The organism is Pseudoalteromonas sp. 11L1 (assembly GCF_055397545.1).
Window position 1 is genome coordinate 40462 of record NZ_AP041142.1, and the last position, 22747, is coordinate 63208.

The 22747-nt window shown below is 39.1% G+C and carries 21 protein-coding genes and 2 pseudogenes; 12 read left to right on the plus strand and 11 right to left on the minus strand.

Annotation, left to right across the window (positions count from 1 at the left end; all coding sequences use genetic code 11):
- Nucleotides 1-263 precede the first annotated feature (263 nt).
- The 5 genes from ACZ5WS_RS15925 (at nucleotide 264) to ACZ5WS_RS15945 (ending at nucleotide 3897) form a co-directional block, all read left to right on the plus strand.
- Nucleotides 264-632, plus strand: coding sequence for a hypothetical protein (locus ACZ5WS_RS15925; protein ID WP_138595194.1), 369 nt, complete (start codon nucleotides 264-266; stop codon nucleotides 630-632).
- A 140-nt stretch (nucleotides 633-772) separates the two neighbouring features.
- Entirely contained in the window at nucleotides 773-1216 is a 444-nt protein-coding gene (locus tag ACZ5WS_RS15930) for a GNAT family N-acetyltransferase (RefSeq protein ID WP_198522726.1), read from the plus strand.
- Nucleotides 1217-1329: 113 nt separating this feature from the next.
- Nucleotides 1330-2214 carry a DUF4238 domain-containing protein gene (locus ACZ5WS_RS15935; RefSeq protein ID WP_464711921.1) on the plus strand — a complete coding sequence of 295 codons (885 nt, stop codon included), beginning with the start codon at nucleotides 1330-1332 and terminating at the stop codon, nucleotides 2212-2214.
- Between the two features lie 10 nt (nucleotides 2215-2224).
- Nucleotides 2225-3417, plus strand: a protein-coding gene (locus ACZ5WS_RS15940; RefSeq protein WP_464711923.1) for an IS3 family transposase whose coding sequence is annotated in 2 segments (ribosomal slippage) — nucleotides 2225-2530 and nucleotides 2533-3417 — 1191 coding nt in all. Because the reading frame shifts where the segments join, the coding sequence is not laid out codon by codon here.
- A 123-nt stretch (nucleotides 3418-3540) separates the two neighbouring features.
- On the plus strand, nucleotides 3541-3897 hold the full coding sequence (locus tag ACZ5WS_RS15945) for a hypothetical protein (protein ID WP_178957418.1): 357 nt from the start codon (nucleotides 3541-3543) through the stop codon (nucleotides 3895-3897).
- A gap of 517 nt (nucleotides 3898-4414) precedes the next feature.
- Here ACZ5WS_RS15945 and ACZ5WS_RS15950 read toward each other — a convergent pair.
- Nucleotides 4415-5458 (minus strand): annotated as a pseudogene (locus ACZ5WS_RS15950) (IS110 family RNA-guided transposase).
- A gap of 197 nt (nucleotides 5459-5655) precedes the next feature.
- On the opposite strand from ACZ5WS_RS15950, the gene ACZ5WS_RS15955 reads away from it, so the two are divergent.
- The 6 genes from ACZ5WS_RS15955 (at nucleotide 5656) to ACZ5WS_RS15980 (ending at nucleotide 8950) form a co-directional block, all read left to right on the plus strand.
- Nucleotides 5656-6339 (plus strand): DUF4386 family protein, encoded by a 684-nt coding sequence (locus ACZ5WS_RS15955; protein ID WP_198523790.1) that lies wholly within the window; start codon nucleotides 5656-5658, stop codon nucleotides 6337-6339.
- A 25-nt stretch (nucleotides 6340-6364) separates the two neighbouring features.
- Nucleotides 6365-6724, plus strand: a complete 360-nt coding sequence (locus tag ACZ5WS_RS15960) for a GFA family protein (protein WP_178983216.1) — start codon at nucleotides 6365-6367, stop codon at nucleotides 6722-6724.
- A gap of 337 nt (nucleotides 6725-7061) precedes the next feature.
- Complete coding sequence (locus tag ACZ5WS_RS15965; RefSeq protein WP_464711925.1) at nucleotides 7062-7571, plus strand: M23 family metallopeptidase; 510 nt, start codon at nucleotides 7062-7064, stop codon at nucleotides 7569-7571.
- Between the two features lie 49 nt (nucleotides 7572-7620).
- Nucleotides 7621-7965: a 5-carboxymethyl-2-hydroxymuconate Delta-isomerase gene (locus tag ACZ5WS_RS15970; protein ID WP_178957411.1), complete on the plus strand. Its 345-nt coding sequence runs from the start codon at nucleotides 7621-7623 to the stop codon at nucleotides 7963-7965.
- Between the two features lie 48 nt (nucleotides 7966-8013).
- Entirely contained in the window at nucleotides 8014-8415 is a 402-nt protein-coding gene (locus tag ACZ5WS_RS15975; RefSeq protein ID WP_464711927.1) for a hypothetical protein, read from the plus strand.
- Nucleotides 8416-8473: 58 nt separating this feature from the next.
- Nucleotides 8474-8950: a hypothetical protein gene (locus tag ACZ5WS_RS15980; RefSeq protein ID WP_198522758.1), complete on the plus strand. Its 477-nt coding sequence runs from the start codon at nucleotides 8474-8476 to the stop codon at nucleotides 8948-8950.
- 187 nt (nucleotides 8951-9137) lie between these two features.
- Here ACZ5WS_RS15980 and ACZ5WS_RS15985 read toward each other — a convergent pair.
- The 9 genes and pseudogenes from ACZ5WS_RS15985 to ACZ5WS_RS16025 all read right to left on the minus strand — a co-directional run.
- Nucleotides 9138-9325: pseudogene (locus ACZ5WS_RS15985) on the minus strand (tetratricopeptide repeat-containing sulfotransferase family protein); the annotation flags it as partial.
- Entirely contained in the window at nucleotides 9322-10596 is a 1275-nt protein-coding gene (locus ACZ5WS_RS15990) for an ATP-binding protein (RefSeq protein ID WP_464711929.1), read from the minus strand. The pseudogene ACZ5WS_RS15985 and the gene ACZ5WS_RS15990, both read right to left, overlap by 4 nt.
- Before the next feature lie 81 nt (nucleotides 10597-10677).
- Nucleotides 10678-11409: a response regulator gene (locus ACZ5WS_RS15995; RefSeq protein WP_464711931.1), complete on the minus strand. Its 732-nt coding sequence runs from the start codon at nucleotides 11407-11409 to the stop codon at nucleotides 10678-10680.
- Nucleotides 11410-11513: 104 nt separating this feature from the next.
- Nucleotides 11514-12545, minus strand: coding sequence for a hypothetical protein (locus ACZ5WS_RS16000; RefSeq protein WP_464711933.1), 1032 nt, complete (start codon nucleotides 12543-12545; stop codon nucleotides 11514-11516).
- Between the two features lie 219 nt (nucleotides 12546-12764).
- Nucleotides 12765-14348: a tetratricopeptide repeat-containing sulfotransferase family protein gene (locus ACZ5WS_RS16005; protein WP_464711935.1), complete on the minus strand. Its 1584-nt coding sequence runs from the start codon at nucleotides 14346-14348 to the stop codon at nucleotides 12765-12767.
- Between the two features lie 86 nt (nucleotides 14349-14434).
- Nucleotides 14435-16849 (minus strand): TonB-dependent receptor, encoded by a 2415-nt coding sequence (locus ACZ5WS_RS16010; protein WP_464711937.1) that lies wholly within the window; start codon nucleotides 16847-16849, stop codon nucleotides 14435-14437.
- A 334-nt stretch (nucleotides 16850-17183) separates the two neighbouring features.
- Complete coding sequence (locus tag ACZ5WS_RS16015; protein WP_008115672.1) at nucleotides 17184-18050, minus strand: EamA family transporter; 867 nt, start codon at nucleotides 18048-18050, stop codon at nucleotides 17184-17186.
- Nucleotides 18051-18224: 174 nt separating this feature from the next.
- Nucleotides 18225-19223 carry a Gfo/Idh/MocA family protein gene (locus ACZ5WS_RS16020; RefSeq protein ID WP_464711939.1) on the minus strand — a complete coding sequence of 333 codons (999 nt, stop codon included), beginning with the start codon at nucleotides 19221-19223 and terminating at the stop codon, nucleotides 18225-18227.
- Between the two features lie 35 nt (nucleotides 19224-19258).
- Nucleotides 19259-20260 (minus strand): AraC family transcriptional regulator, encoded by a 1002-nt coding sequence (locus ACZ5WS_RS16025; protein ID WP_464711941.1) that lies wholly within the window; start codon nucleotides 20258-20260, stop codon nucleotides 19259-19261.
- Between the two features lie 87 nt (nucleotides 20261-20347).
- On the opposite strand from ACZ5WS_RS16025, the gene ACZ5WS_RS16030 reads away from it, so the two are divergent.
- On the plus strand, nucleotides 20348-21946 hold the full coding sequence (locus ACZ5WS_RS16030) for a GMC family oxidoreductase (protein ID WP_138606743.1): 1599 nt from the start codon (nucleotides 20348-20350) through the stop codon (nucleotides 21944-21946).
- Here the strand turns inward: ACZ5WS_RS16030 and ACZ5WS_RS16035 are convergent.
- Nucleotides 21938-22747, minus strand: coding sequence for a class I SAM-dependent methyltransferase (locus ACZ5WS_RS16035; protein ID WP_138621919.1), 810 nt, complete (start codon nucleotides 22745-22747; stop codon nucleotides 21938-21940). The two genes, ACZ5WS_RS16030 and ACZ5WS_RS16035, sit on opposite strands and share 9 nt — an antisense overlap.

Sequence of the window (22747 nt, forward strand, 5' to 3'; positions counted from 1 at the left end):
ATTTGGTAAAGAGCGAAAACCAGCCATTGAGATTGGCTAAATATCGTCGTTAATTGATTAGTTAAACTGCTCTTTGCGTATATATTCATGAAAATGAGCGCTGCGCGCATATTGGTTCATTTAACTCTACCTAAAAATTTTAGAAAACGTAGTGATAGTAATGTCTTAGGTTATTTGCTAAAACTATATAAAGTAGGTAAATGAGCGTTAAGTCGGCAGAAATATGCGCGATGAGCGCACTATTAAATTGTTAAGCACTCCAGATGAAAAATGATCAACAATACGGAATAAATTTATCTGAACGGGTTTATGAATTCCTGAAGCAAGGTAGCTCTATTAGTTCTAGCCATTACGGATATTGTGGAGTTGGTTTTGTCTTCGATAAAAATGTGATTCACTATACTCACTTCGATGAGTGGTTAACTTGGAGGGGTGGAAAACGGTATGAATTGGGTGGAGAGTATTTGGGAATTATAAAGTCCTTTGCTACCAAGCAGGAGTTTGTGGGGTGGCTCTCAATACAGTCCGACCACTCCCTTTCTGGCTTCGAAACAGGTGATGACTGGTATATTAATAATCAGCGTATAACTAAAAGTCGGCTCGAAAGGTTTTTGCAGGGGCCGCATGCTTAACAAGGCAATCCAGCATCAGCCACTACGTGGCTTGGACAGCCTAGCCGTCGCTTGTTTTGTGCATGGCTTCGCCATTATCGCACAAAACAATCAACAACTAGTCTGCCGCTGATTGCGGCGTTATGTGTCATCGAGGTATTGTGAAAATTTCAAATTTAGTAGATTGTCCGAGTGAAATTGAGGTTGTCGCCAATTGGTATTTTAATGAGTGGGATCATAAGGATTCGGAAGCGACGCTAGAAAATGTTATCGAAAAGGTTTCTTCAATTTCAAACCGAACCGCATTTGTCGCTCATATTGACGGTGAATTAGCAGGAGCTGGAGAATTAAAATATCGCGAATACTCTGACTATCCTAGCTATAACCATTGGCTAGATGGAATCTATGTACCTATAGAACATCGAGGGAAAGGTATATCAACAGCACTAATCGAGTTTGCTAAATCAAAGTCGATTGAGTTACAAATACCAGCTATATATCTTCGTTGTGAAGAGCACCTCGTGAAACTTTATGAATCTCATGGTTTTCAAGTTGTCTGTGTTGAAGAAACTAAGTTCATAATGGAATTTAAAGTGAACACATAACAAGGGCTTTCAAGTCGGACAAATTACAGTTGGCTTTTTGTTCGTGCCTCACTTATTTTAGCCAACAGCAATTTACCGCTTAAAACGGCGTTATGTGTCAATGGAGTATTCAATTGTCTATTCAAATAAAGAAAGATCATCATTTTGTTCCACAGTTTTATCTAAAAGGTTTTTCCCAAGAAAGTAATGAGCAAGTACATGTTTTGAGAAAACCATGGGGAAGCATCTCTGAAAAACACCCCGCACAAATTATGTATAATCATCACCTTTACACTATAAAATTGAAAAATGAACGCTCTCAGATGATTGAAGATTTCTATGGTGAAATAGAGAGTGAGTTATCGGATGCGCTTCAGCTAATGGATGATTTAAGAAATGATCCAAGTTTATATGTGAAAATCAAAGAGAATGTTGAGTTTAACCAACTCATAAAAACTATTATTGCTCTGCAATTTTGGAGAGTTCCCCATAGAGGAGATCTTGCAAGGGAAATATCTGAAGACTTGATAAAATTATACGATGCCTCAAGTGATTCTACGAAATCTGTATTGGGTTATGAAAGAGGTTATATTAAGTACCTTTATAAAAGAAGGCATAAAGAATCTGCTTTAAAATTAATCCAGAATTCATTATTACCAATGCTAACTTTCAAAATGCTAGATGAGCATTTAATAGATTTTAATTTTTATGTTGCAGATGAAGCAACGGGATTAGTTTTAACTTCTGATAATCCCGTTCTATATAATGATCTAGATAAATTATTCTCCTTTGAAATGTTTGCGTTTCCACTAACAAAAGACATAATAATAGCTTCAAAATTTGAAAAAATAATGATCAATCAATTTAATAAAATGATTGCTGAAACTGCAGTGGAACGTGTAGTTGGTCACTCTAAAGAAGCTCTAGAGATCTATGCTAAGCCTTATGCACACATAACAAGAGCTTTAAACGGAACTTGCTCCTCACCCGTTTTAGTGGACACCTCCTCATTACTTTGAGGAGGCTAAAATGCCTAGATATACCCAACCTAGAAAGACATGGTTTTACCCAGTTAATTTTAAAATCAAAGCAGTCGAACTAAGCTTACGAGACGATGTCATGTCAAAGGACGTTGCCGAGGCGCTAGATATTCATCCGTTAATGCTGAGTCGTTGGCGAAAAGAGTATCGAGAAGGTAAGTTTAAAAACGTACCGCGCTATCAAAGCAACAATGAAACAATGAGTAAATTCCCAACAAAAAAAGAGCTGGATAACATTCAAAAGCTTAAGAAAGAAAATGAGCGTCTTAAGCAGGAGAATGACCTGCTAAAAAAGTGGCAACGGTATCTGGCGGCAGTACATCAGAACGATTTGGATTCATCCAAAAATTCGGACAAGCCTTAGGTGTAAAATACTTGTGTTCTTGGCTTAATGTTTCGCGTAGTGGGTTTTATGCTTGGCGTGACAGAACAGTGTCAGCTAGAGCGCTGTCAGATGCTAATATGTTGTTGAAGATAAAGCACGTTTTCAATGTAAATCATCAAACCTATGGTAGCCCACGCGTATTTCATGCGCTAAAAAAAGAAGGTATAAACACAAGCCAAAAACGTGTTGCCCGCTTAATGCGAGAAAACGGTTTAAGAGCCAGAGCCCTTAAGACTTACAGCAAACCGGCGAAGGTGAAGTTCTTTTATAAAGAGATAGAAAACAAACGCAAAGATAGTGAAAAGGCCACGGGGATCAATCAGCAATGGTCTGGCGATATTACGTATTTAAAAGTCGGCGCTCGTTGGCATTACTTTGCTGTGGTTATCGACTTATATTCACGTCGAGTAATCGGCTGGGCGTTTGGTAAAAACAAAACAACAGACCTTACGTTAAAGGCGCTAAGGCTTGCGATAAAGAAACGACAGCCAACAGAGAGTGTATTATTTCACACTGACCGAGGCGCAGAATACCGTGCTCACGTTGTACAAAAGTATTTGGCTAGAAAAAACATCAAAGCCAGTATGAATAGGCCTAGGTGCTGTACTGACAACGCAGAAGTCGAGTCGTTCTTTCATTCGCTTAAAGCAGATTTAATTCGAGGAAATAAATTTGATAGCAGCGGTAAACTATTATCAAAATTAAAGGTTTACCTAAATTATTTTTACAATAGACAGAGATTGCATTCGAGTTTAGGATATAAATCACCTGCCGAGTTTGAATCGGCAGTTAATTGAAACGTGGACGGTGTCCACTTTATCGGGTGAAGATCAACTAAAACAGTGGGTTAGGTTTCGCTTCGCTACACATTTTAACCCACTATTTTAGTCCGCTTAAGCTGGCGTTATGTTGAAAAGAGTATGTCGAGAGTAAAGTCAGCCAAAAATTTTAATGTTAAAGCCGAGGGGCATATAGCTAGTCATTTCATTCTAGGTATTTTTCTTGCTTTTGTTGGCCTTAAAATAGTTGAATACTTAGATTTCAAAAATGAAACTTTTACAATCATTGGTGTTGGTATTTCTATCGCTCTAGTTTTTGCTAGTTTAATTCGAGGCTTTATTCTTTATAAAGCCTCATCAGAACCGTTTCGCTGTAATGAGTGTAACTCTGAGATTAAAGCACCGCTCAAAAACAGTATGGCTGACGGTGAGGCAATAATTTACGAATGTTCTACTTGTGATATCTTATGGCATGTAGGAAATACAAGCAGTAACTAGCAGTTTCAACATAACACATATGAGCCTTAACTCTGTCAATAGGCATTAATGTTCTTTTTGACCGTTTTTATAAATTGACGGTCAATTCTAAACCAATAAACAAATTCGTTTACTTTGTCTGTCGATACGGCTGTTAAGCAAGTAGCTTACGGCAAACACATATAGGGTGCGTTACGCAGTAATATCTTATTGCGATCTCATCGCTGTCAGGTTTTTCCCATATCCTTTTGGGGTTGCTGGGGCACTAGACATTCATCGGTTAACCTCATCATGGCACTATTAAAGGCGGCTGGTTTTGATGATCCAGTTAGATTAAGGTGCGTAACGCAGTTATCAAGTCAGGTGTAAGCGACTTTGTTTATTGTATTAATGCACGCGTACTGAGCGTCTAATCAAGACAAGTGGCTTAGGTCTGTAGGCATATAATCAGGTAAAACCTTGTTGGTTATTAACTCACCCAATTGATTGATGCTCAGCCTTAAATCCAGTTAGATGTTCAGCTCACTCAGTACCGTGACTAACTCTTTAAGAATTTTGCTTCATCGAATACCGTCTCTTTTTTAAGCATGTAATAAACACAGCGACCAAGCTTATGCGCAAGCGCTGACAGTGCTTTGGCTTTGCTCATTCGCTTTTGTAGTTTTTCAAGGTATTTGTTAGCGTTATGATTGTGGCGCAGCAGTAATACGGCAGCTTCCGAGAAAGCCCATTTGAGATGTGCATTGCCAATTTTATTACCTTGGGTGCCATAGGTTTTGCCAGCAGACTCCGCTTTGCATTTGACCAACCGACTGTATGAAGCGAACTTTTGTACGCTTGAAAAGCGATTGATATCACCAATTTCGTAAATAATGGTGTTTGCAAGAATACGGCCTATACCATTAATTGTTTGCAAAATATTAAGGTGAACAGGGTTGTGTTGCTTGGCCATTTGTTCAATATAATGCTCTAAAGGCTTAAGCTCATTGTGATAGCAATCGAGTATGGCCATATTTAAATTAATAGATCGTTACACAACGGGATCAGGGAAGTAATAGCGCATCTTTTCTCTGTCGCAAACGTTCTTTAAGTTAACATTGTGGGCAGGTAAATTGTACTGGCTGGCAGTATTGGCTACATGGGCTTTTAAATCAGCGCCATGACGAACAATTTTGGTTCTTCGCCGTAATAAGTCGCGCGTAGCACGAATATATTTGTCATACACATAAGCGAGTGGAAAGTTACCACCACGGATAAGTTTGGCTATTTTATACGAATCTATTTTATCGTTTTTAGCTTTACCGCCATGAATTGCCTTCATGTATAGGGCATGACCTAGAATAAAGTCGATAGTGTGCTCTTTGCAAAAATCAGCGACCCAATACCAGCAATGCATGCACTCCACGCCAACAACAATATCGCCAATGTAGGGTTTAAGTAGCTTTAGTAGTGCTTCTGGGTCATCTTTAATTTTCTTGTGAACAAGGATAAGTTCTGTATTATCAATGATACAGACGTAAAGCAATCGGGCATGTAAATCGATTCCACAATAATATGGATGCATGTTATTGTAAAAGTTCATTGAGCTTTCTCCTGTAAGGTTGGTTGCCTTTTCAGCGTAGCGAATAAACGCGATGCTGGGGAGGAGGCTCAATGAGTATCAAGTTGCTTAAACGGACAAAAAACAGTTGGCTTTTGTTCACTTCGTTCACTATTTTAGCCAACAATTTTTCGCTGCTTAGCAAGGCGTTAGCAATACAACAAACGGGGTTTCGCCAAATGAAGGGTCTACAAAAACTAGCTGGTATCGCAGCAATTTTCCAAGGGCTTATTTACATAGCAGCCTTTGTGTATTTTGGGGCTTTTTGGTCATATCCGGTTGATGGTAGTCCAGTCGAAAAAATGACTTACATGGCAGAAAATCAACTTCTATTTTCAATGTTCTATTTTCTGATGTACGTGGTGTTTGGCATTTTTCTGGCCATACTCGTTATTGGTATGTATAAGAGGCTTAAATATAAAGTTAATCCCTTAATTACTATTGGATCTCTATTCGGGGGCATTTGGGTCGGTCTGGTGATCGCAAGTGGAATGATTTCGAATATCGGGCTTGATCATGCAATCGATCTGATGGATGCAAATCCAGAAAAAGCCCTTGATATGTGGATAATCGTTTCAGTGATAACAGAAAGTATAGGTGGTGGAAATGAATTAGTTGGCGGACTTTGGGTTCTATTGATTAGCGTAGCAGCTATACAAGAAGGTAGATTACCCCGGTCACTTAACTATCTCGGATATTTTGTAGGCATAGCGGGCATTGCAACGATTTATCCTGACAAACTATTTACTGAAATATTTGGCGTATCACAAATTGTTTGGTTTATTTGGTTGGGTATATGTTTACTAACCGAGGAAAATGCTAACAAATCAATCCAGCAGACCGCTAACGCGTCGGCTGATTGAGGCGTTAAGTGTTCAAGGAGGAAACATGGTCAAAGCTACTTGTCATTGCGGTAATATCGTTATAACAGCAGATATGCTACTAGAATCTATTACCAGTTGTAATTGTTCAATGTGTTACCGGCTGGGTGCTCTTTGGGCTTATTACACAGTCGATCAAGTTGATATTAAAGTAAAATCAGAGGCTACTGTTCATTTGTGGGGTAGCAAAGTTCGCTCATATCATTCTTGCACTTTTTGTGGTTGCACGACTCACTACACACAAAAAAGAGATGACGGTACAAATAGGGTCGCAATCAACACCAGAATGGCTACTCCTGAGCTATTTAAGTCTGTTAATGTTAGGTTTTTCGATGGTGCTGATACCTTTAAATATGTTGAGCAATAGGGCACTTAACAAGAGTCTAAGGTTACGACAGTCCGCTCATGGCTGTGAGTTCAACTGGTGAATGCAACGCTATCCTTGTATTAATTGAGGCGCTCATCTTCAACTTAACTTATAGTCGAAATTAGAGTGTTGATTTAACGCGCTTAATTCGGTTTAATATCAGGCAATAAATATGCTTAGTAATGCAGGGACGACTTAGGGCAGCGCATTTTATTAACGTGGCCTAATTAGGGCATTAAAACATTCCCTTTATAAACTAAAGCCCATTGTATGAATAGTTCCCACGCTGACACCCAAACTGGTAGTACTTCGGTTAATATGTGCCAAGGATAGCTCATTGAAAAAATTAAGATTTATACTCGTTCTACTTACAGCAGTTTTCCTTATAGGTATGATCATACCAGATGACATTGTTATTCCTGTTGAGGGTGCAACACCCAATGATTGGAACCATAATACTTTTTGGTATGAGCCATGGGGAAGCTCTGTGGTCCATAAAGGGATTGATATATTTGGTAAAAAAGGGACTGCCACACTTTCTTCTAGCAAAGGCTTAGTCATTTATACGGGCACAACACGAAAAGGCGGGAATGTAGTGGCAGTATTAGGGCCTAAATGGCGTATTCACTATTACGCGCATATGGACAGTTACTCTGTTACAACGTGTACTGTTGTTAAGACTGGCTCAGTTATTGGTGTTTTGGGGGATTCAGGTAATGCCCAAGGAAAACAGCCACACATTCATTATTCAATCTTATCAATAATTCCAATTCCTTGGTTAGCTACAACACAGACTCAGGGTTGGAAAAGAATGTTTTTTTTAAACCCTCACGAAATGTTTATATAAGTTGTATTGAATAAATATTTACATCAGCGATTAATATCAAGGAGAGTATATGCCTCATTTTATAATGGACTGTTCTGAAAGTGTTTTTGGGGAACATGATGAGGAATACATTATTGAACAAATTCATTTTGTAGCTCACGCTACAGGTTTATTCGACGAAGGTGATATAAAAGTCAGAATAAATCCATTTAATACTTTCTCTGTGGGGAATAAGCGTGAAGACTTTATTCATGTGTTTGCCCATATAATGCAAGGAAGAACAACAGAGCAAAAAGCGAACCTCTCACGAGCAATTGTTAGTAAGCTTGTTGCTTTATTTCCTGAAATTTCTAACATTGCAATGAATATTAGTGATTTTGAAAAAGCGACATATTGCAATCGCACGATGCTTTAGCCAGCTATTATCTGTTATTTAATACAGTTTTGGATGTTTATAAGACGTATGAGTAATTCTCAATTACAAAAAATAATATCTCTTTATACTGCTTTTGTTTTTATACCTACGTTATTGCTTTATTTGATTTATAGTATATTTGGTTGGGTTGTATTTTCACTTACATTAAACCCTATTTTGGGCTATTTTTTGCTGGGTGGTGCATATGGTTTATGGTCACTACATTCATTAATAAAAACGATGAAAAATTTAACGGTATTAAAGCATCCTATCATTGTGAAACTTGGATTGTTATTAGGTTGTAGTTTTTGTCCTGTTGTTTTAACAACGGCTGAATTTAGTACGATGAAACCAAAAGAGTTTATTTTTATATATATTATTATTGCACCCTTTATAGCGACTTTTCATTTGTTTTATTTATATAATAAACAGTCGACTAGCGCCTCTTGAGTGATACTTTAACGAAACTATTTCTCAGTGGGCTTTATTAAACAAGGAGAACACAGGTATGGAACCAAATTACTCAGAATATTCAATTTCAGAGCTAGAAGAGTCATTACGTGCTATCGATCAAGAAGCGTATCCTGAAAGAACAAATGAGTTAAAAAAAGAGTTAAATAATCGCCTTGAAAACCCAACAACGAGTCATGAAGTAGAGGATGGTTTTGAGGCGAATGCACAATTTTATAAATGTCCTCATTGTGAAGAAAAAATTGGATTTTTTTCTAAAGCGCTACAAAGTTGGAGCAAGATAAGAGAGTGCCCACAATGCAAAAAACCATTTGCAGTAACCTTTAATGTAAAAGTGTTTTTCGTTGCGCTTTTACCTATGGTTATTTTTAATTATTTTATGATAAAACCTGTTTTAGGATCACTGGGATTAAGTAAGTCTATTGGTTTGGGGATAGTGTGTGGCGTGTTAATTATTATATCAACCCGTTTGGGCAGAGTACGTAATGAAAGTGACGCTACAAAAGAGGTTTAAGATAAATTTTGAAATGTTTTGTCTAGGCTTATACGCTTTATAGGAAAGCGTTTTTTGTTGGGAATATTTTAGTTGGTTCGTTTCGCTCAGCCCACCCTAGGTGAAAATTAAACACTAATCTCAAACTTTAAAATTCCCCGTATTTAGTGGTTGAGAATATGATAGTTACTTCCTGCACCTCAACTCTTTATTCAATTGGTATATTTTGCTTTAAAAGATAAGTCTGCGCTTGCTCTGTATAAGGCTTAAAATTCTTCCAGCGGCCTATGGCCTTGTTGTTAAGCGGTTGGCGCACTTGCATTTTGCTAGCGGTGCGGTGCTTAAATGAAAATCAAGGCACTGTGGTTGCCAATCTAAGTCGCAATAGCTCACTAGTGTTTAATTGGCAAAGTTAGATCAAACTTGGCGCCACCATATTTACTGTCGCTGACAACAACACTTCCCCCATGCAACTGCGCAATTTCTTTCACAATAGCTAATCCAAGCCCAAAACCAGCTTTCTGATTACCATCATTGATTTGATAAAAAGGTTCAAAAATATTGGCTTGCTGCTGAGGTGGAATGCCTTTGCCATTATCTTCAACAGAAACGACTATTGAGTCAACAATTTTAACCATACAAACATAAACTTCAGATTCACCATATTTATCTGCATTTTTTACAAGGTTAGTAATCGCGCGTTCGGTTAACGACTTATCAAGTAAAACGCTAATTTCATTACAAATTTGATTATTCCATTGAAGACTTGCCTTACATTCAATCAATAACTTTTCCTGTAAATATTGTGAAAAATCAGCAATATTAACTTCTTCAAGTTGTAGATTAAGCTCTGCTCTTTCCATTTTCGCATAACTTAACAGTTCCTTCACTAAATCCTCTAAACAGAAAATTTCATCCTCCAGTCCTTTTACATGAGCCATCATATTGTCGTTTTTGGCAGTTACTAGCATCTCCAATATCATTTGCATACGAAATAAAGGGGAACGAAATTCATGAGCAATAACATGGGTAAGCTGTTTGTGGCTACCTAAAATGCCTTCCATCTGCTTTGCCATATCATTTAAACAGGTATTAAGTCTCCCAACCTGAAAACGTTTTTTGGTCGACGCGCGTGCAGTCAAGTTACCTTGGCTAATATCAACAAGGGTAGACTCAACACGTTTTAATTTCCGGTGTAGACCAAATAACCAAATAAAACACCCCGAAGCAACAAAACAAATTAGTGCGATGAAAATAGCATCGCCAACAGCTTCGTCAACTTCTAACAAATGATGTGTTTCATCTTCTTCAATTTGGTAATACTGCGCAGGTGAAAAGACTTTGAAGTAATTATACTCTTCGTCATCAAACCATGTTGGCTGGTTTTCTAATGCCTTTTGAATATGAGTGGGAATATTAGCAAATGGAACCGGGCTGATTATGATTTGGTTTTTATCAGCAATAACATCAATAAGCTCTTGTCTGTGTTGCAAAGTTATATGACTATCAAGTTCTTCAAGTAATGTTATTTCTGCAGCAAAGTTTTCAGCTTTTATAATGTTTTCTATGTCAACATAGAGATAGGTATTAATTAAATGGGCAGCAATCATAAAAATATAGAGTGTCGCTAATAGCCCTAAATACAAAGAAATAAATAATCTGGTCATAAAGTTCGCACAATTAAATGTTATGCAAGTAGTTTAGCCTGAAATATGCTCTTATTCTGTATGTGTTTGTATGAATATCAATTACCAATAATCAGGTACAAACATATAACCTTTACCCCTAACCGTTATTACACCTTGTGGGCGATTAGCATCATCTTTAAGCTTTTTTCTTATTTGGGCTATTTTGTTATCAACCGAGCGATCTAAACCGTCATATTCAATATTTCTCAACGATTGCAACAGTTCCTCACGACTTAACACTTGTTCTGCATGCTTAACTAAGTGCCATAGCAGTAAAAATTCAGATGGGGTAAGGGGTACTAATTCATCATTTAATTTGCAGCGTTGCAATGATTCATTCAACCACAAAGAGCCAAAAGCTTTTTCTTTATCTGAACGACTTGCTTGATTTAATTCAGCTGATGTAGTTGCTTCTGTAGAGCCTTGATCTCGTCGTAATAAATTTTTTATTCGTGCTAGCAGTACCCGTGGCTGAATTGGCTTCTGAACAAAATCATCGGCTCCGATTTCAAGTGCCGCCACCTGATCCATATCATCACCACTAGCAGTCAGCATCAATATTCGACCAGAAAATTGGCTTCTAACCTCACGACAAACAGATAAACCATCAAGGCCTGGTAGCATTAAATCAAGCACGACCAGTGAGGGCTGAATAGAAAGTATTTTTTCGACAGCGTCAATGCCAGAGTGAACCACTACAACATCGAATCCAAAATTTGAGAGATAGTCGTGCAGTAAAGATGCTAATTTATCATCATCTTCAACCAGCATAATAGTTTGGATATTCGACATTTAAGATAGATAGCTCACTTAGTAGGTTACTAGTACAAATATAGCAAAAAAATAAAAAAGAGGCACTAATAATGCCTCTTTTCAGTCACTTCAAATACCATAAATTATGGTAACAAGTATTTATCTAATTCAGCTTTTGTCATCACATGCACCGTATTATGAGGCGCCGCTTCAATGGTAAAATAGTAAAACTCTGGACCCAACTCATTGCCTAACATTTCTCGAAAGAAAGTAAGTTGTGCACCATGACCTTCATGATCTCTACCAAGTTCATTAGCTGGTTTACCGTCTGTACAACACCAAGAATGAACACCAAGCTTTGCACCTTCAGTATATACTCTTCTAAAACCAGCAGCGTATAAATCAACACCACCAGAGTTAATATCAGAAGTTGCTTCAACCATTGTGGTTAACATGGCATTGCGTACCAATCTACCTGTGTGCATATTAATAGCATCATTTACCGAGCCACTAATTTCCTGAAGCAACAAGGTATCAACTTCAGGATGGTCATTAATTAAATCACTGATCTGTACATATGTTAGACTGCCAAGGTCACCATTTATCAGAGCTTGAGTACCAGATACTTCAACTGTACTAGTGCCACCTTCTATCAAAGACTCATTAATAGTCATTCTTATTGGAAAATCACCTTTTTCAGGGTGGCTAATACTACCCTCATATATTGCATTCTCGTTATCATCTTGTGATACCGAAATGTCCTTGCCAAAGAAATAGTTATTAGCATCGGCAAGTGCCTCATTAATATCCTCCAGTTCACTCTCTACTACCCTGATAAAGGCAACAGGGTCATTCTCTTCAAAATCAAAGCCAAAAAACAAAAAGCCTTTATCATATTTAGCAAAAATCAGATTATCATCTTGATCTATATCAACGAATGAGATGTCATAATTTACACCGTCAATTTGCAGTTCTAATGCGTCAAATTGACGTTTAAAGGTATCAATATATTCAGCAACATTTTCTGGTTGAATATGATGTATTGCTTCTGGGGTTACAGGTGTTGTTGGACCCGCTGTCTTTGTCGGTTCAGTTGTTTTTTTTGAACTGCTACCGCAAGCTTGCAATGCAAGTGCAGTAATAAGTATCGAGATTATAAGTGCTAAATTTTTCATAATGCGATTCCACGTCTTGGTTAATTGAGGCCATTATGAAGATAAGACATCAAGTACAATAGAATGAAATTGTCGCGATAATGTATGCAAAGCACTTACAATTGATAATAATTGGTAAGGTATTTTACTTTGTCGGGCGACGCATTGCTTATTCGAGCTATTCTGGCACTAATCAAGCTAACTCTAAGTTCATACATTCAACTTTCAAACCACAAACCCTTACTCAAAACTGATATTTTGCTTTAAAAAGTAATCTTCAATTTCTTCTGTATAAGGCTTAAAATTCTTCCAGCGGCCTATGGCTTTGTTGTTAAGCGGTTGGCGCACTTGTATTTTGCTGGCAGTTGATACTGGTGCGGTGTTTAAGTGAAAATCAAGGCACTGTGGTTGCCAGTCTAAGTCGCAATAGCTCACTAACTCTTTTATCTTTTGCTCGGGTGCGGCGATGAGCTCTTCGTATTTTACTAGTTTAATATTGCTGTGCAGGGCGCTAAAGTGCAGCATCAGTTTATAAAAGCGGCTGTAAAATTTAGCGGTGTCGAGTAAGTCTAACGAATACGCGTAGTAGGGGTTATTAATCGTAAATAGCTGACGATAGTTACCAATACAGGTATCCATGGGGTCGCGAAGTAGGCAAATTATTTTGGCGTTTGGCAGGGCTTTGGTAATTAAATCAATATAAAAAAAGTTAAACGGTAGTTTATCAATAAAGTGTTTATGGCTGCCGGTTACAACGCGCGTTGCTTCAAGGTAAGTACTGCCAAGTTTTGCAAAATCAAGCTGGTAAGCTTGGCTTAAGGTGTCTATATCGAGTACTTGAGGCGTGTGCGTTTGGCTAAGTTTTTTTACACTTAGGCCAAAGTCTTGCAGCTCGCCCGCCGATTGTACGTCGCTGTGGCTTGATAAAATGCGTTCAACTAATGTGGTGCCAGAGCGCGGCATGCCTAATACAAAAATTGGCTCACTGCTTTGGTTGCCAGCCGTTTGTTGGTTTTTGTATTTATCACTGAGCTGTTTGATATGCGCGAATAAAGCCTCAGACGCTTGGTTATCAAACGCCTTATTAGCGAGTTTTGCTGCTTTACCTTGTTGTAACGCGGTAAAGGCTGCTGAAAACTCTCCTAAGTCTTGATATTCTTTAGCGAGCGCATGACCTATATGCAGTTTAGCGTCGGGATGATTGACCTGTTCGAATACATTTTTTAATCGCGTGATGTGGTTATTATGTTCGGTGACTTTAGTTAAATCGGCTAAGGCAAAATGACTTTGATGATGAAGCGGGTTCAGTGCAATGGCATTTTCAAACGCGTGCTGTGCTTTATCAAACTGGCCTAAAAACTTAGCGCATACTCCATAGTTATAATAAAACTGCGGTTGGCTGCTGTTACTCGCCTCAGCTAAATTTAACGCGCATGTAAAGTAGTCAGCAGCATGCTGATGTAAACCCGCTTGGGTGAGCGCGACGCCTAATGTATCGGCATCAAGTGCTTTACTAATATGTTCAATCTTAACGCTGAGGGCGGTGTTTTTTGCTTTTTGTAAGTCGCCCGTAAGAGCGTAACACTTGGCAAGTTGCGCTGTATATTCAATAGACTGGGTAAAGCTTAATGCTTTTTCAATTAGCTTTATCGCTTTGTAAATTTGGCCAACCTGTAAATTAACCATAGCGAGCAAAAAGTAGCCATCAGCAAAGTCTGGTTTTTGTGTTACCAGCTCAACCAGTGCTTTATGCGCTTGCTGAATATTGCCTTGGTTTAAGTTGTTGATAGCGCTTTGGTGTAGTTGCTTTAAGTTTGGCTGCATGAATACTCTTATAAATAATATACTTACAAAATCAAGAGGCTCAAATTAATTTGAGCCTCTTGATTGTACTTAAACTTATCGTTTAATTATATTTCAAACTGATAGTTAAATTTAATGCCAATAGTAAGCGGGCGATTAATAAAGTAACCATAGTTACGTTGTATGTCTGCGCCATTGGCTGTTGTAATATCCGCATCTGAGCGACGAACAGAGGTAACCGCATATTTATTAAAGAGGTTATCTACATATAAAGTAGTCGACCACGCATCGGCGGTTAATTTAGCTGAAATATTACTTAAGCTATAACCTGGGAGTGCTTCACCGTTGTCACGTAGGCCTACTTTTGAAATTACATCACTTTGTGCAGTTAAACCGTAGTTTATATCGAGGGTTTTATCATTTAAAACGTCTGTTTGGTAGTTAATCCCCATAGAGAACTGATGCTCAGGTGAGCCCGGTAAACGGTCGCCATCTACCGCGCCATCACTCCCGTCAGCATTAAATAAATACGGAGCGTCTGAGGTTAGCTCTGCTTTTGTATAGGCATAAGTTGCATAGGCAGTAAACGAGTCTGATAAAATTGCACGCGTGGCAATTTCAATCCCTTTCGCATTTGCGCTACCAGCATTTGATAAGTAAGGTAATTGGCCTACTGTTGTTGCACCGGCAATTTGTGCGTTATCCCAATCTACATTGAATAGTGCGGCATTAAAGTGTAGCTGGCTTCTCATCCAGGTACTTTTAAAGCCTAGCTCATAGTTGGTGGTTGTATCTGCATCGTATAGCATTTCATCAGGTGTACCACAGCCTGTTTGTTGGTCTTCAGGTAGAGGTGTTGGGCAAGGCACTAAGCCATTTGAGCCACCAATTCTAAATCCTTCACTTATAGTTGCATACGCCATTACTGAATCTGTAAATTGGTACTTAGCATTAAATTTGAACAGATTACCGTTGTCACCAGCTTCGTTCTCTTCAAAGTTAACTGAAATTGCATCAGGTGCAGCACCTTCATACAAGGTATTTGCTAATGGGAAATCAAAAGCCGCTTTTGATTTTACGTCGTATTCGTAAAAACGCGCGCCAATGGTAATGTCGAGTTTATCGGTTACTTGGTAACCCACTTCACCAAAAAGTGCTGATTCAGTGACTTTGCTACCAGTAATTTCTAAATATTCTAAAGAGTCTGGTCTTAGCTGTGCGCCACCAAAGTTGTCAACCGCGAACTGATCAAAGCCTGGTGTGAACTCTCTGCTTGATGCGTCGGTGTCGGTTTTGTTGTAAAAACCACCAACAATCCAGCTTAGGTCGCTATCGCTTTGTGAGACCAAACGTAGCTCTTGAGTGAAGGTATCGACTTCGTCTAATTCACGGGTAAATGCTGAAAACGAAGGAAACTCTTCGTAGCCATAGTCTAAACGAATTAAAAGGTCAGTTTGGTCGCGTTGACCATCGGCTTCAAAGTGTGAAATACCGGTAGCTGATACCAGCTCAGCAAAACCTAAGTCGGCTTTAAGTTCAAGGCTGAGTAATTGATCTTCTTTTTTCCGTGGCTCTTCAAAACGGTACGCTGACTCGTATTTGCCGATGCGATCATTTAAACCATTATTTTCGTTAAGGCTATTGTGATGAACAATTGAGCGACCTTCGGTGTCTTGCTTTTGATAGAAGTAGTTTAATGTGCCTTCAAATGACTCATTTGCTTTGTAACGTAATGAAATACGCCCAGTTGTGGTGGTTTCACCGTTGGCGTCTTTTACATTTTTAAGATTGCTGTTTACTGCATCAAGGTTTGTCCAATCAGGGTCGGTGATCGACACACCTGGTTCACGAACGGTGTAGGCGTAGTCAATAAACCCTGGGTCTTCATAAATATTTAAACTGGTACGTACCGCCAGTTTGTCTTCAATTAATGGTAAATTGAAGATAAAACCGGCTTCGCCGCCGATTGAATCACTTTCTTGAGTTTGAAAAACATCACCAAATACTTCACCTGATATAAAATCAAGCTCTGGCTCTTTAAGCATGTAACGAATAGCGCCACCCAATGTGCCTGCGCCATACAATGTGCCTTGCGGTCCAATAAGTACTTCCACTCGTTCTACATCAACAAGGCGCATATCTACCGATACTGGAATTTCGTTAATGTAAGTGGCTACCGTGCCGCCATCTGATGAAGGGCCTGATGAATTTGTATTTAATCCACGCACAATAATAGGCGAGCCAGAGCGACCACCTTGATCAGTAATTGTTAAACCTGGCACCCAACGCGCTACATCGGCTAATTCGCTGATATTTTGGTCTTTCATTACATCGGCATCAAGCGCAGTAATGTTAAGAGGCGCAGCCTGAATAGAGCCACTTCGGCGTGTTGCTGTAACCTCAATAACTTCAAGCGATTTATTGTTTTCAATAATTTGCTCTTGTGCTGTTGCATTACCGCTAAGTAATACACCGCTCAGTGCGCTTGATACAGCCAAGGTTAACAGGCTTGGTTTAAACATAAAAATTGATCCCAGTTAGATTTAGTACGTTAATAAATGAGCGCTAATAGTATCAGGGAGTTTTGTTGATGGAAATAAAAATATGAATTTTAATTCACTTTTTTAGAATAAAAATTAAGGCGTGGGTTTTTACTTAAATTTAAAGTTTAAATATAACAAGGTGTTTGTATAAATAATGCACACACAGTAGATGGTATATATTGTTTTAAGTGCAACAATGAATGGTGTGAAAGGAGAGATAAAACGCAGGCTTAGTTATACTAAGAGGGAGTTGTAAAATAGGAGATGAGAAGTTGCGCCATGATAGTTCATGACGCAATTAAATTATTAAACTCTAAGCAGCAGGCTGCTTTTTACCATTAGACATTGAACTACCTACCGAGGCAATAATCACCAGTAAAATAGCCAGCCACTGCCAAATGCTTAACAGTTCACCTAAAATAACTAAGCCAGCGAGTGCTGCAATTGCAGGTTCTAGGCTCATTACAATACTAAAACCTTGTGGCGACATATTACGTAAAGTAATCATTTCAAGAGTATAAGGCAGGGCGCTTGAAAGCACGGCGATAGCAATACCTAATGGAATAATATCCCAAGTAAATGCAGCACTTTGTGAAATGCCGCCATAAGGTACCAGCACAATGGCTGATATTGTCATGCCCATCGCAACCGTTGCGCCACCAGAGCTTTGACTGCCTGTTTTCTTACCAAATAAAATATAGCCAGCCCAACAGGCACCCGCCGCAAGTGCGAGTACTACACCGACTGGATCAAGGCTGTCTTGACCTTTCATATCAGGTAAAAGTAATAAAATACCGGCCACTGCACAGGCAACCCAAAATAAGTCACGTTTTCTGCGAGAAGAAAACAACGCGACAGCTAATGGGCCTGTAAATTCAAGCGCAACCCCAATACCTAATGGGATACGTTCTATCGCGTAATAAAATAGAATATTCATGCCGCCTAAACTTAATCCATAAATTAATATGGGTAAGCGTTGGCTTGCAACAGGGAAGTGTTTCCATGGTTTAAAAATCAAACACAAAATAGCGGCCGAAAATCCTAAACGTAAGGCTGTTGTGCCCTCAGGTCCAACAATAGGAAAAAGCTGTTTAGCCAGTGACGCGCCTGACTGAATCGTCATCATTGCTAGCAATATGCATAAAATAGCCAGTAATAGATCTTTGGTTGATTTTTGCATGGATGTCCTTAAAGATTGCGATGAATTTTGGCGGCATGTTACCTGCTTTTGATCTCAGAGGTAAGTCAAATTTTGTGATCTTTTTAAGCTTAATTCAAAATAGCAGTGTTTAGTAAAGTGTGCCCAAAGGCCAAGCGATAAAATACGCTTATCGCTTAGCCGGTAGTTTTTGTTTTATTCAGAGGATAAATCTGCTGGGTAAACAACACCAAGTTGTGCGCGTGCGGTATCAAGTACTTGCATTACATCGACAGAAAGCTGATGAGTATTAACGCTAGACTCCCCCTGATTTTGCTCAATGGTATTGATAAAGTTCTCGAGTTCGTACTTCATAAAGTGCTCGTCAAATTCCGTGCTAATAAGCTCTTTATGACCATTGTTAGCAATAAACTCTATTTTTTTAAGCTGCGACACGGCTTCAATTCTAATTCGACCTAATTCCCCCTGAATTTCAGTGATATTTTCGCCTTGTGAAATTTTCGAATAGCTGATCACCGCTTGTCTGTCGGGATAATTTAAAAGCACATCGCCTGCACCATCTACACCACTTTCAAGTAATACGCCGCTGGCGTGAACAGAGCGTGGTCCTCCCCATAATGCAATAACGAGATAAAGTGGGTAAATACCCAAATCTAGTAAGGCACCATTAGCAAATTCAGGTAAAAAAGTATTAGGGCGCTCACCATTTTTATACTTGTCGTAACGTGATGAATACTGACTAAATTGACCAATAAACTTACGTGGTGTGCCTATTTTTTTTAGGGCAGCTTGTAAGTGCGCAAAATTAGGTAAGTGCGTTGTCATCATCGCTTCCATGTAAAGGCGCTGATGCTGCTTTGCCGCAGTTAAAATAGCCGCAAGTTGCGTGCTATTAGTCGCTGAGGGCTTTTCGCCTAATACGTGTTTGCCCGCTTTCAAACACTGTATTGCATATGCACTGTGCAGGCTATTGGGCGCCGCTATATAAACTGCGTCTACTTGTTTATCTTGGCACACAGCATCAATAGAGGTAAAAATTTTAGCATCGGTATTTGTTGGATGATTAGCTAAAAAGCGCTCGCCGCTGCTTATTTGGCGAGAGCAAATACCGTATAAATTAAAATTGCTGAGTGTATTAGCCGCTGCCAAAAACGTGTCGCTAATAAAATTAGTACCTACAATTACAAAATTCATGAATAGCCTTTGCTGTTTTTAAACAAGGGCGCAGTTTAACAATGTTTGGCTCTAAATGCGCGGGCAGAGCAATTAAACCAACGTTTAATGCTAGTACATAACGTAGCTTGCTCCTGATAACCTAAAAGCTCTGAAATTTGAGTCACCGACAATTGGTTTTGTAATAAATAGTGCTCACATAGGGCGCGGCGAGTGGCGTCTTTGAGCTTTACAAAACTGGTATCGTGCTTTTTAAGTTCTCGGTGCAAGGTGCGAGGGTGAATATTAAGCGCAGCGGCAATAGTATTATTAGCGCTTTGAAATATCGGCAGCATAATGCGAATAAGCGCGCTTACCTGAGCAGGCAAAGATTGGCTATGAGCATTATTTTCGGCTAAAAAGCTAAGTGCAGCTTGGGTTTTGTGCTGCTTAGTAACGTTAAGTGTTAAATCTAAGTCTTGTTTGGCAATTAATACGCCGGCGCTATTTCTGTGAGTAATAACCTTACACCCAAAATGCTGATGGTAGGTCTGCTTATTTGCGCCTAGGGTATGAGGTAAAAATACACTTTGTGGCTTACAGCGACCATTACTCATATTTTTTAAGGTAGCAATGGCCAATGCAATGGTGAGCTCTATTACTTGGTTTATTGCTGGTAATGGCCTGAGATTTATAGCGAATGATAAAAACACGTGTTTATTATCATCAAGTGGATGAGTGGTTAAATTAAGCGCTGGCGTATGCAAGTGTAAATATTTTATCACCCAATCTAGCGCCTCGGCTAAATTAGTGCCTGTTTGAGCGGCTATTGCAATATGGCCCAAAATATCAAAGCTTTGCAGGCTTGCTAGTTTTAAACCAAAATTTGGACAATTTAGTGTATTCGCGCAATGCTCTAATAGCTGTGCATACGCGCGGTAAGTAAGGGTCTCTTGCTCTAGTTTATTAAAGTCCACATTAATGGCGCACTGCTGCATTATGGCAGCGAGATCTCCCCCAAGTTCTGCAATTAAATGGTCTATTCCTTGTAAAGAAGTGGCTCTAATTAAACGGCTCATAAAATATACTTTTGGTGAGGGTGTCTAAAAATAACAAGTTTTTATTCGATGTTCCATGCAAACTGGTTTTTTAATTGGAGAATAATTATGCATACCACTACATTTGATTACATTGTTGTTGGCGCAGGCAGTGCAGGCTGCGTTATTGCATCGCGATTATCTGAAAATAAAAATGTGAGTGTGTGCTTAATTGAAGCGGGCGGCAGTGATAAAGGTGCAATGGTTCAAATGCCTGCAGGGGTTGCTGCTAGTGTGCCTTATGGCATTAATAGCTGGCATTACAATACGGTACCTCAAAAAGAACTTAATAACCGCTGCGGATTTATGCCTCGTGGCAAAGTGCTTGGCGGTTCAAGTTCCATTAATGCCATGGTTTATATTCGAGGTAATAAGCACGATTATAATAATTGGGCTGCACTGGGCAATGAGGGCTGGGACTATGAGAGTTTATTGCCTTATTTTATTAAAGCTGAAAATAATAAAACCTTTACTGAAAGTGATGTACACGGGGTTAATGGCCCTTTGCATGTGCAGGATTTAAGCCAGCCAAGCCCAGTAAATCAGCTGTTTTTAAACGCCTGCGAACAACAAGGTGTACCGCACAATGGCGATATAAACGCAGGGCAGCAAGTGGGAGCCAGGTTATCGCAAGTGACTCAATATCAAGGGGAGCGTTGTAGCGCGGCAAAAGCGTATATAACCCCCCATTTAAATCGAAAAAACCTAACTGTGCTTAGCAAAGTACACGTTAATAAAGTACTTTTTTGCGATAAAACCGCAACCGGAGTCTCTGTTTCTATAAACAATAAGGCCGTTGTATTGCATGCAAAAAAAGAGGTGGTTTTAAGCGCTGGCGCAATTAACTCACCGCAAATTTTAATGCTATCGGGAGTTGGCCCTAAAGAGCAACTAAAGCAGCATAATATTGAAATAGTAAACGAGCTTTCTGGTGTTGGAGAGAACCTTCATGACCACTTAACCGTTGTGCCATTGTATAAAGCTAAATACAGTAAAGGCACATTTGGTATAAGTGCGGGTGGGGCGTTTAATATTGCAAAAGGATGCGTTGATTGGTTTGTAAAACGTGAAGGGCAGCTTACTAGTAATTTTGCAGAATCACATGCCTTTATAAAGCTATTTTCCGATTCAAAAGTACCCGACGTACAGCTTGAATTTGTAATTGGGCTGGTGGATGACCATAGCCGTAAACTGCACCTAGGCCATGGTTATAGTATTCACTGTAGTATTATGCAACCTAAAAGCCGTGGCACGATTCGATTAGCCGATGCCAACCCCTTGAGTGCTCCACTTATTGATCCTAATTATTTAAGCCACCCCGATGATTTAAACGTGATGTTAGCGGGGCTTAAAAAAACACTGCAGATTATGCAAAGTGAAGCATTTGATGTAATTAGAGGTAATATGGTTTACCCGCTAGATATTAACAATAATGAGCAGCTTATTGAGTATATTAGGCAAACGGCCGAGACTGAATATCACCCTGTAGGCACTTGTAAAATGGGGCAAGATGCCATGGCGGTAGTGAATAGCCAACTACAAGTACATGGCGTGAAAAATTTGCGTGTGGTTGATGCCTCAATTATGCCGCATATAATTACCGGCAACACCAATGCCGGTGTGATAGCCATTGCCGAAAAAGCAGCTGACTTAATTAAGCTAGCTTGACTTATAAAACGCTGTTAACCATTGCTGCCAGTCTTGCTCTAGTTTGATCATTTGCAGGTGTTTTTTAGCAGCAAAATGCTTGCTTTTATCCTCGTCAGCTAAAAACGGCCCTACACGACATAGCGAGCAATAATTATCGGATAAGTAAGCAGGCAAAGTTAACAAGCTAGCTAGTTCAGGTAAGGGTTTTTCACTAAATACATAGGTAATGCCGCTGGTGTCTTTAACGTGTTTATCACGGTCAACATTGCGAATTTTATAACCATTAAAGAGACTAATATCAAATGGCATTTGTCCCTGATATTGTGCGTTTAAATGGGTATTTAAACTGCCTTCAATATTCCATTCTCGATAAGGTTTAACATCTTTTGAAGTGATGAAACATAGCCCTGCACCTTGTGTATTTAAAGCAAACTCATTGGCGTATTTTATAAATTGATGCAGTAATGCGCGGTTAAGTACGTTCATGCTGGTATGGCGTGTATTGTGTTCAAATGCATCGCGACCAACAAACGCAGGAATAAGCGGAAATTGAAAAATAACCACATCAAAACTATGTAAATGCTGGCCGAGCGTTTGCCAACATTGTGGGTTGGTTACATCAAAGCTATTAAGTACTTCTACCTTTTGCGACTTTAAAGCATTGAGCGCATTATCTGGGTATTTTTGCTCAATAGTTGATTGGTCGTCGTAAGTGGATGCCACTAACTTTTTTGGCTTAATATGACGATAAAGCGCATTTGAAAACGATAAATCGCCATCACCTACCGTAAGTATGTTCCAGTTTGGATTTAAATACAT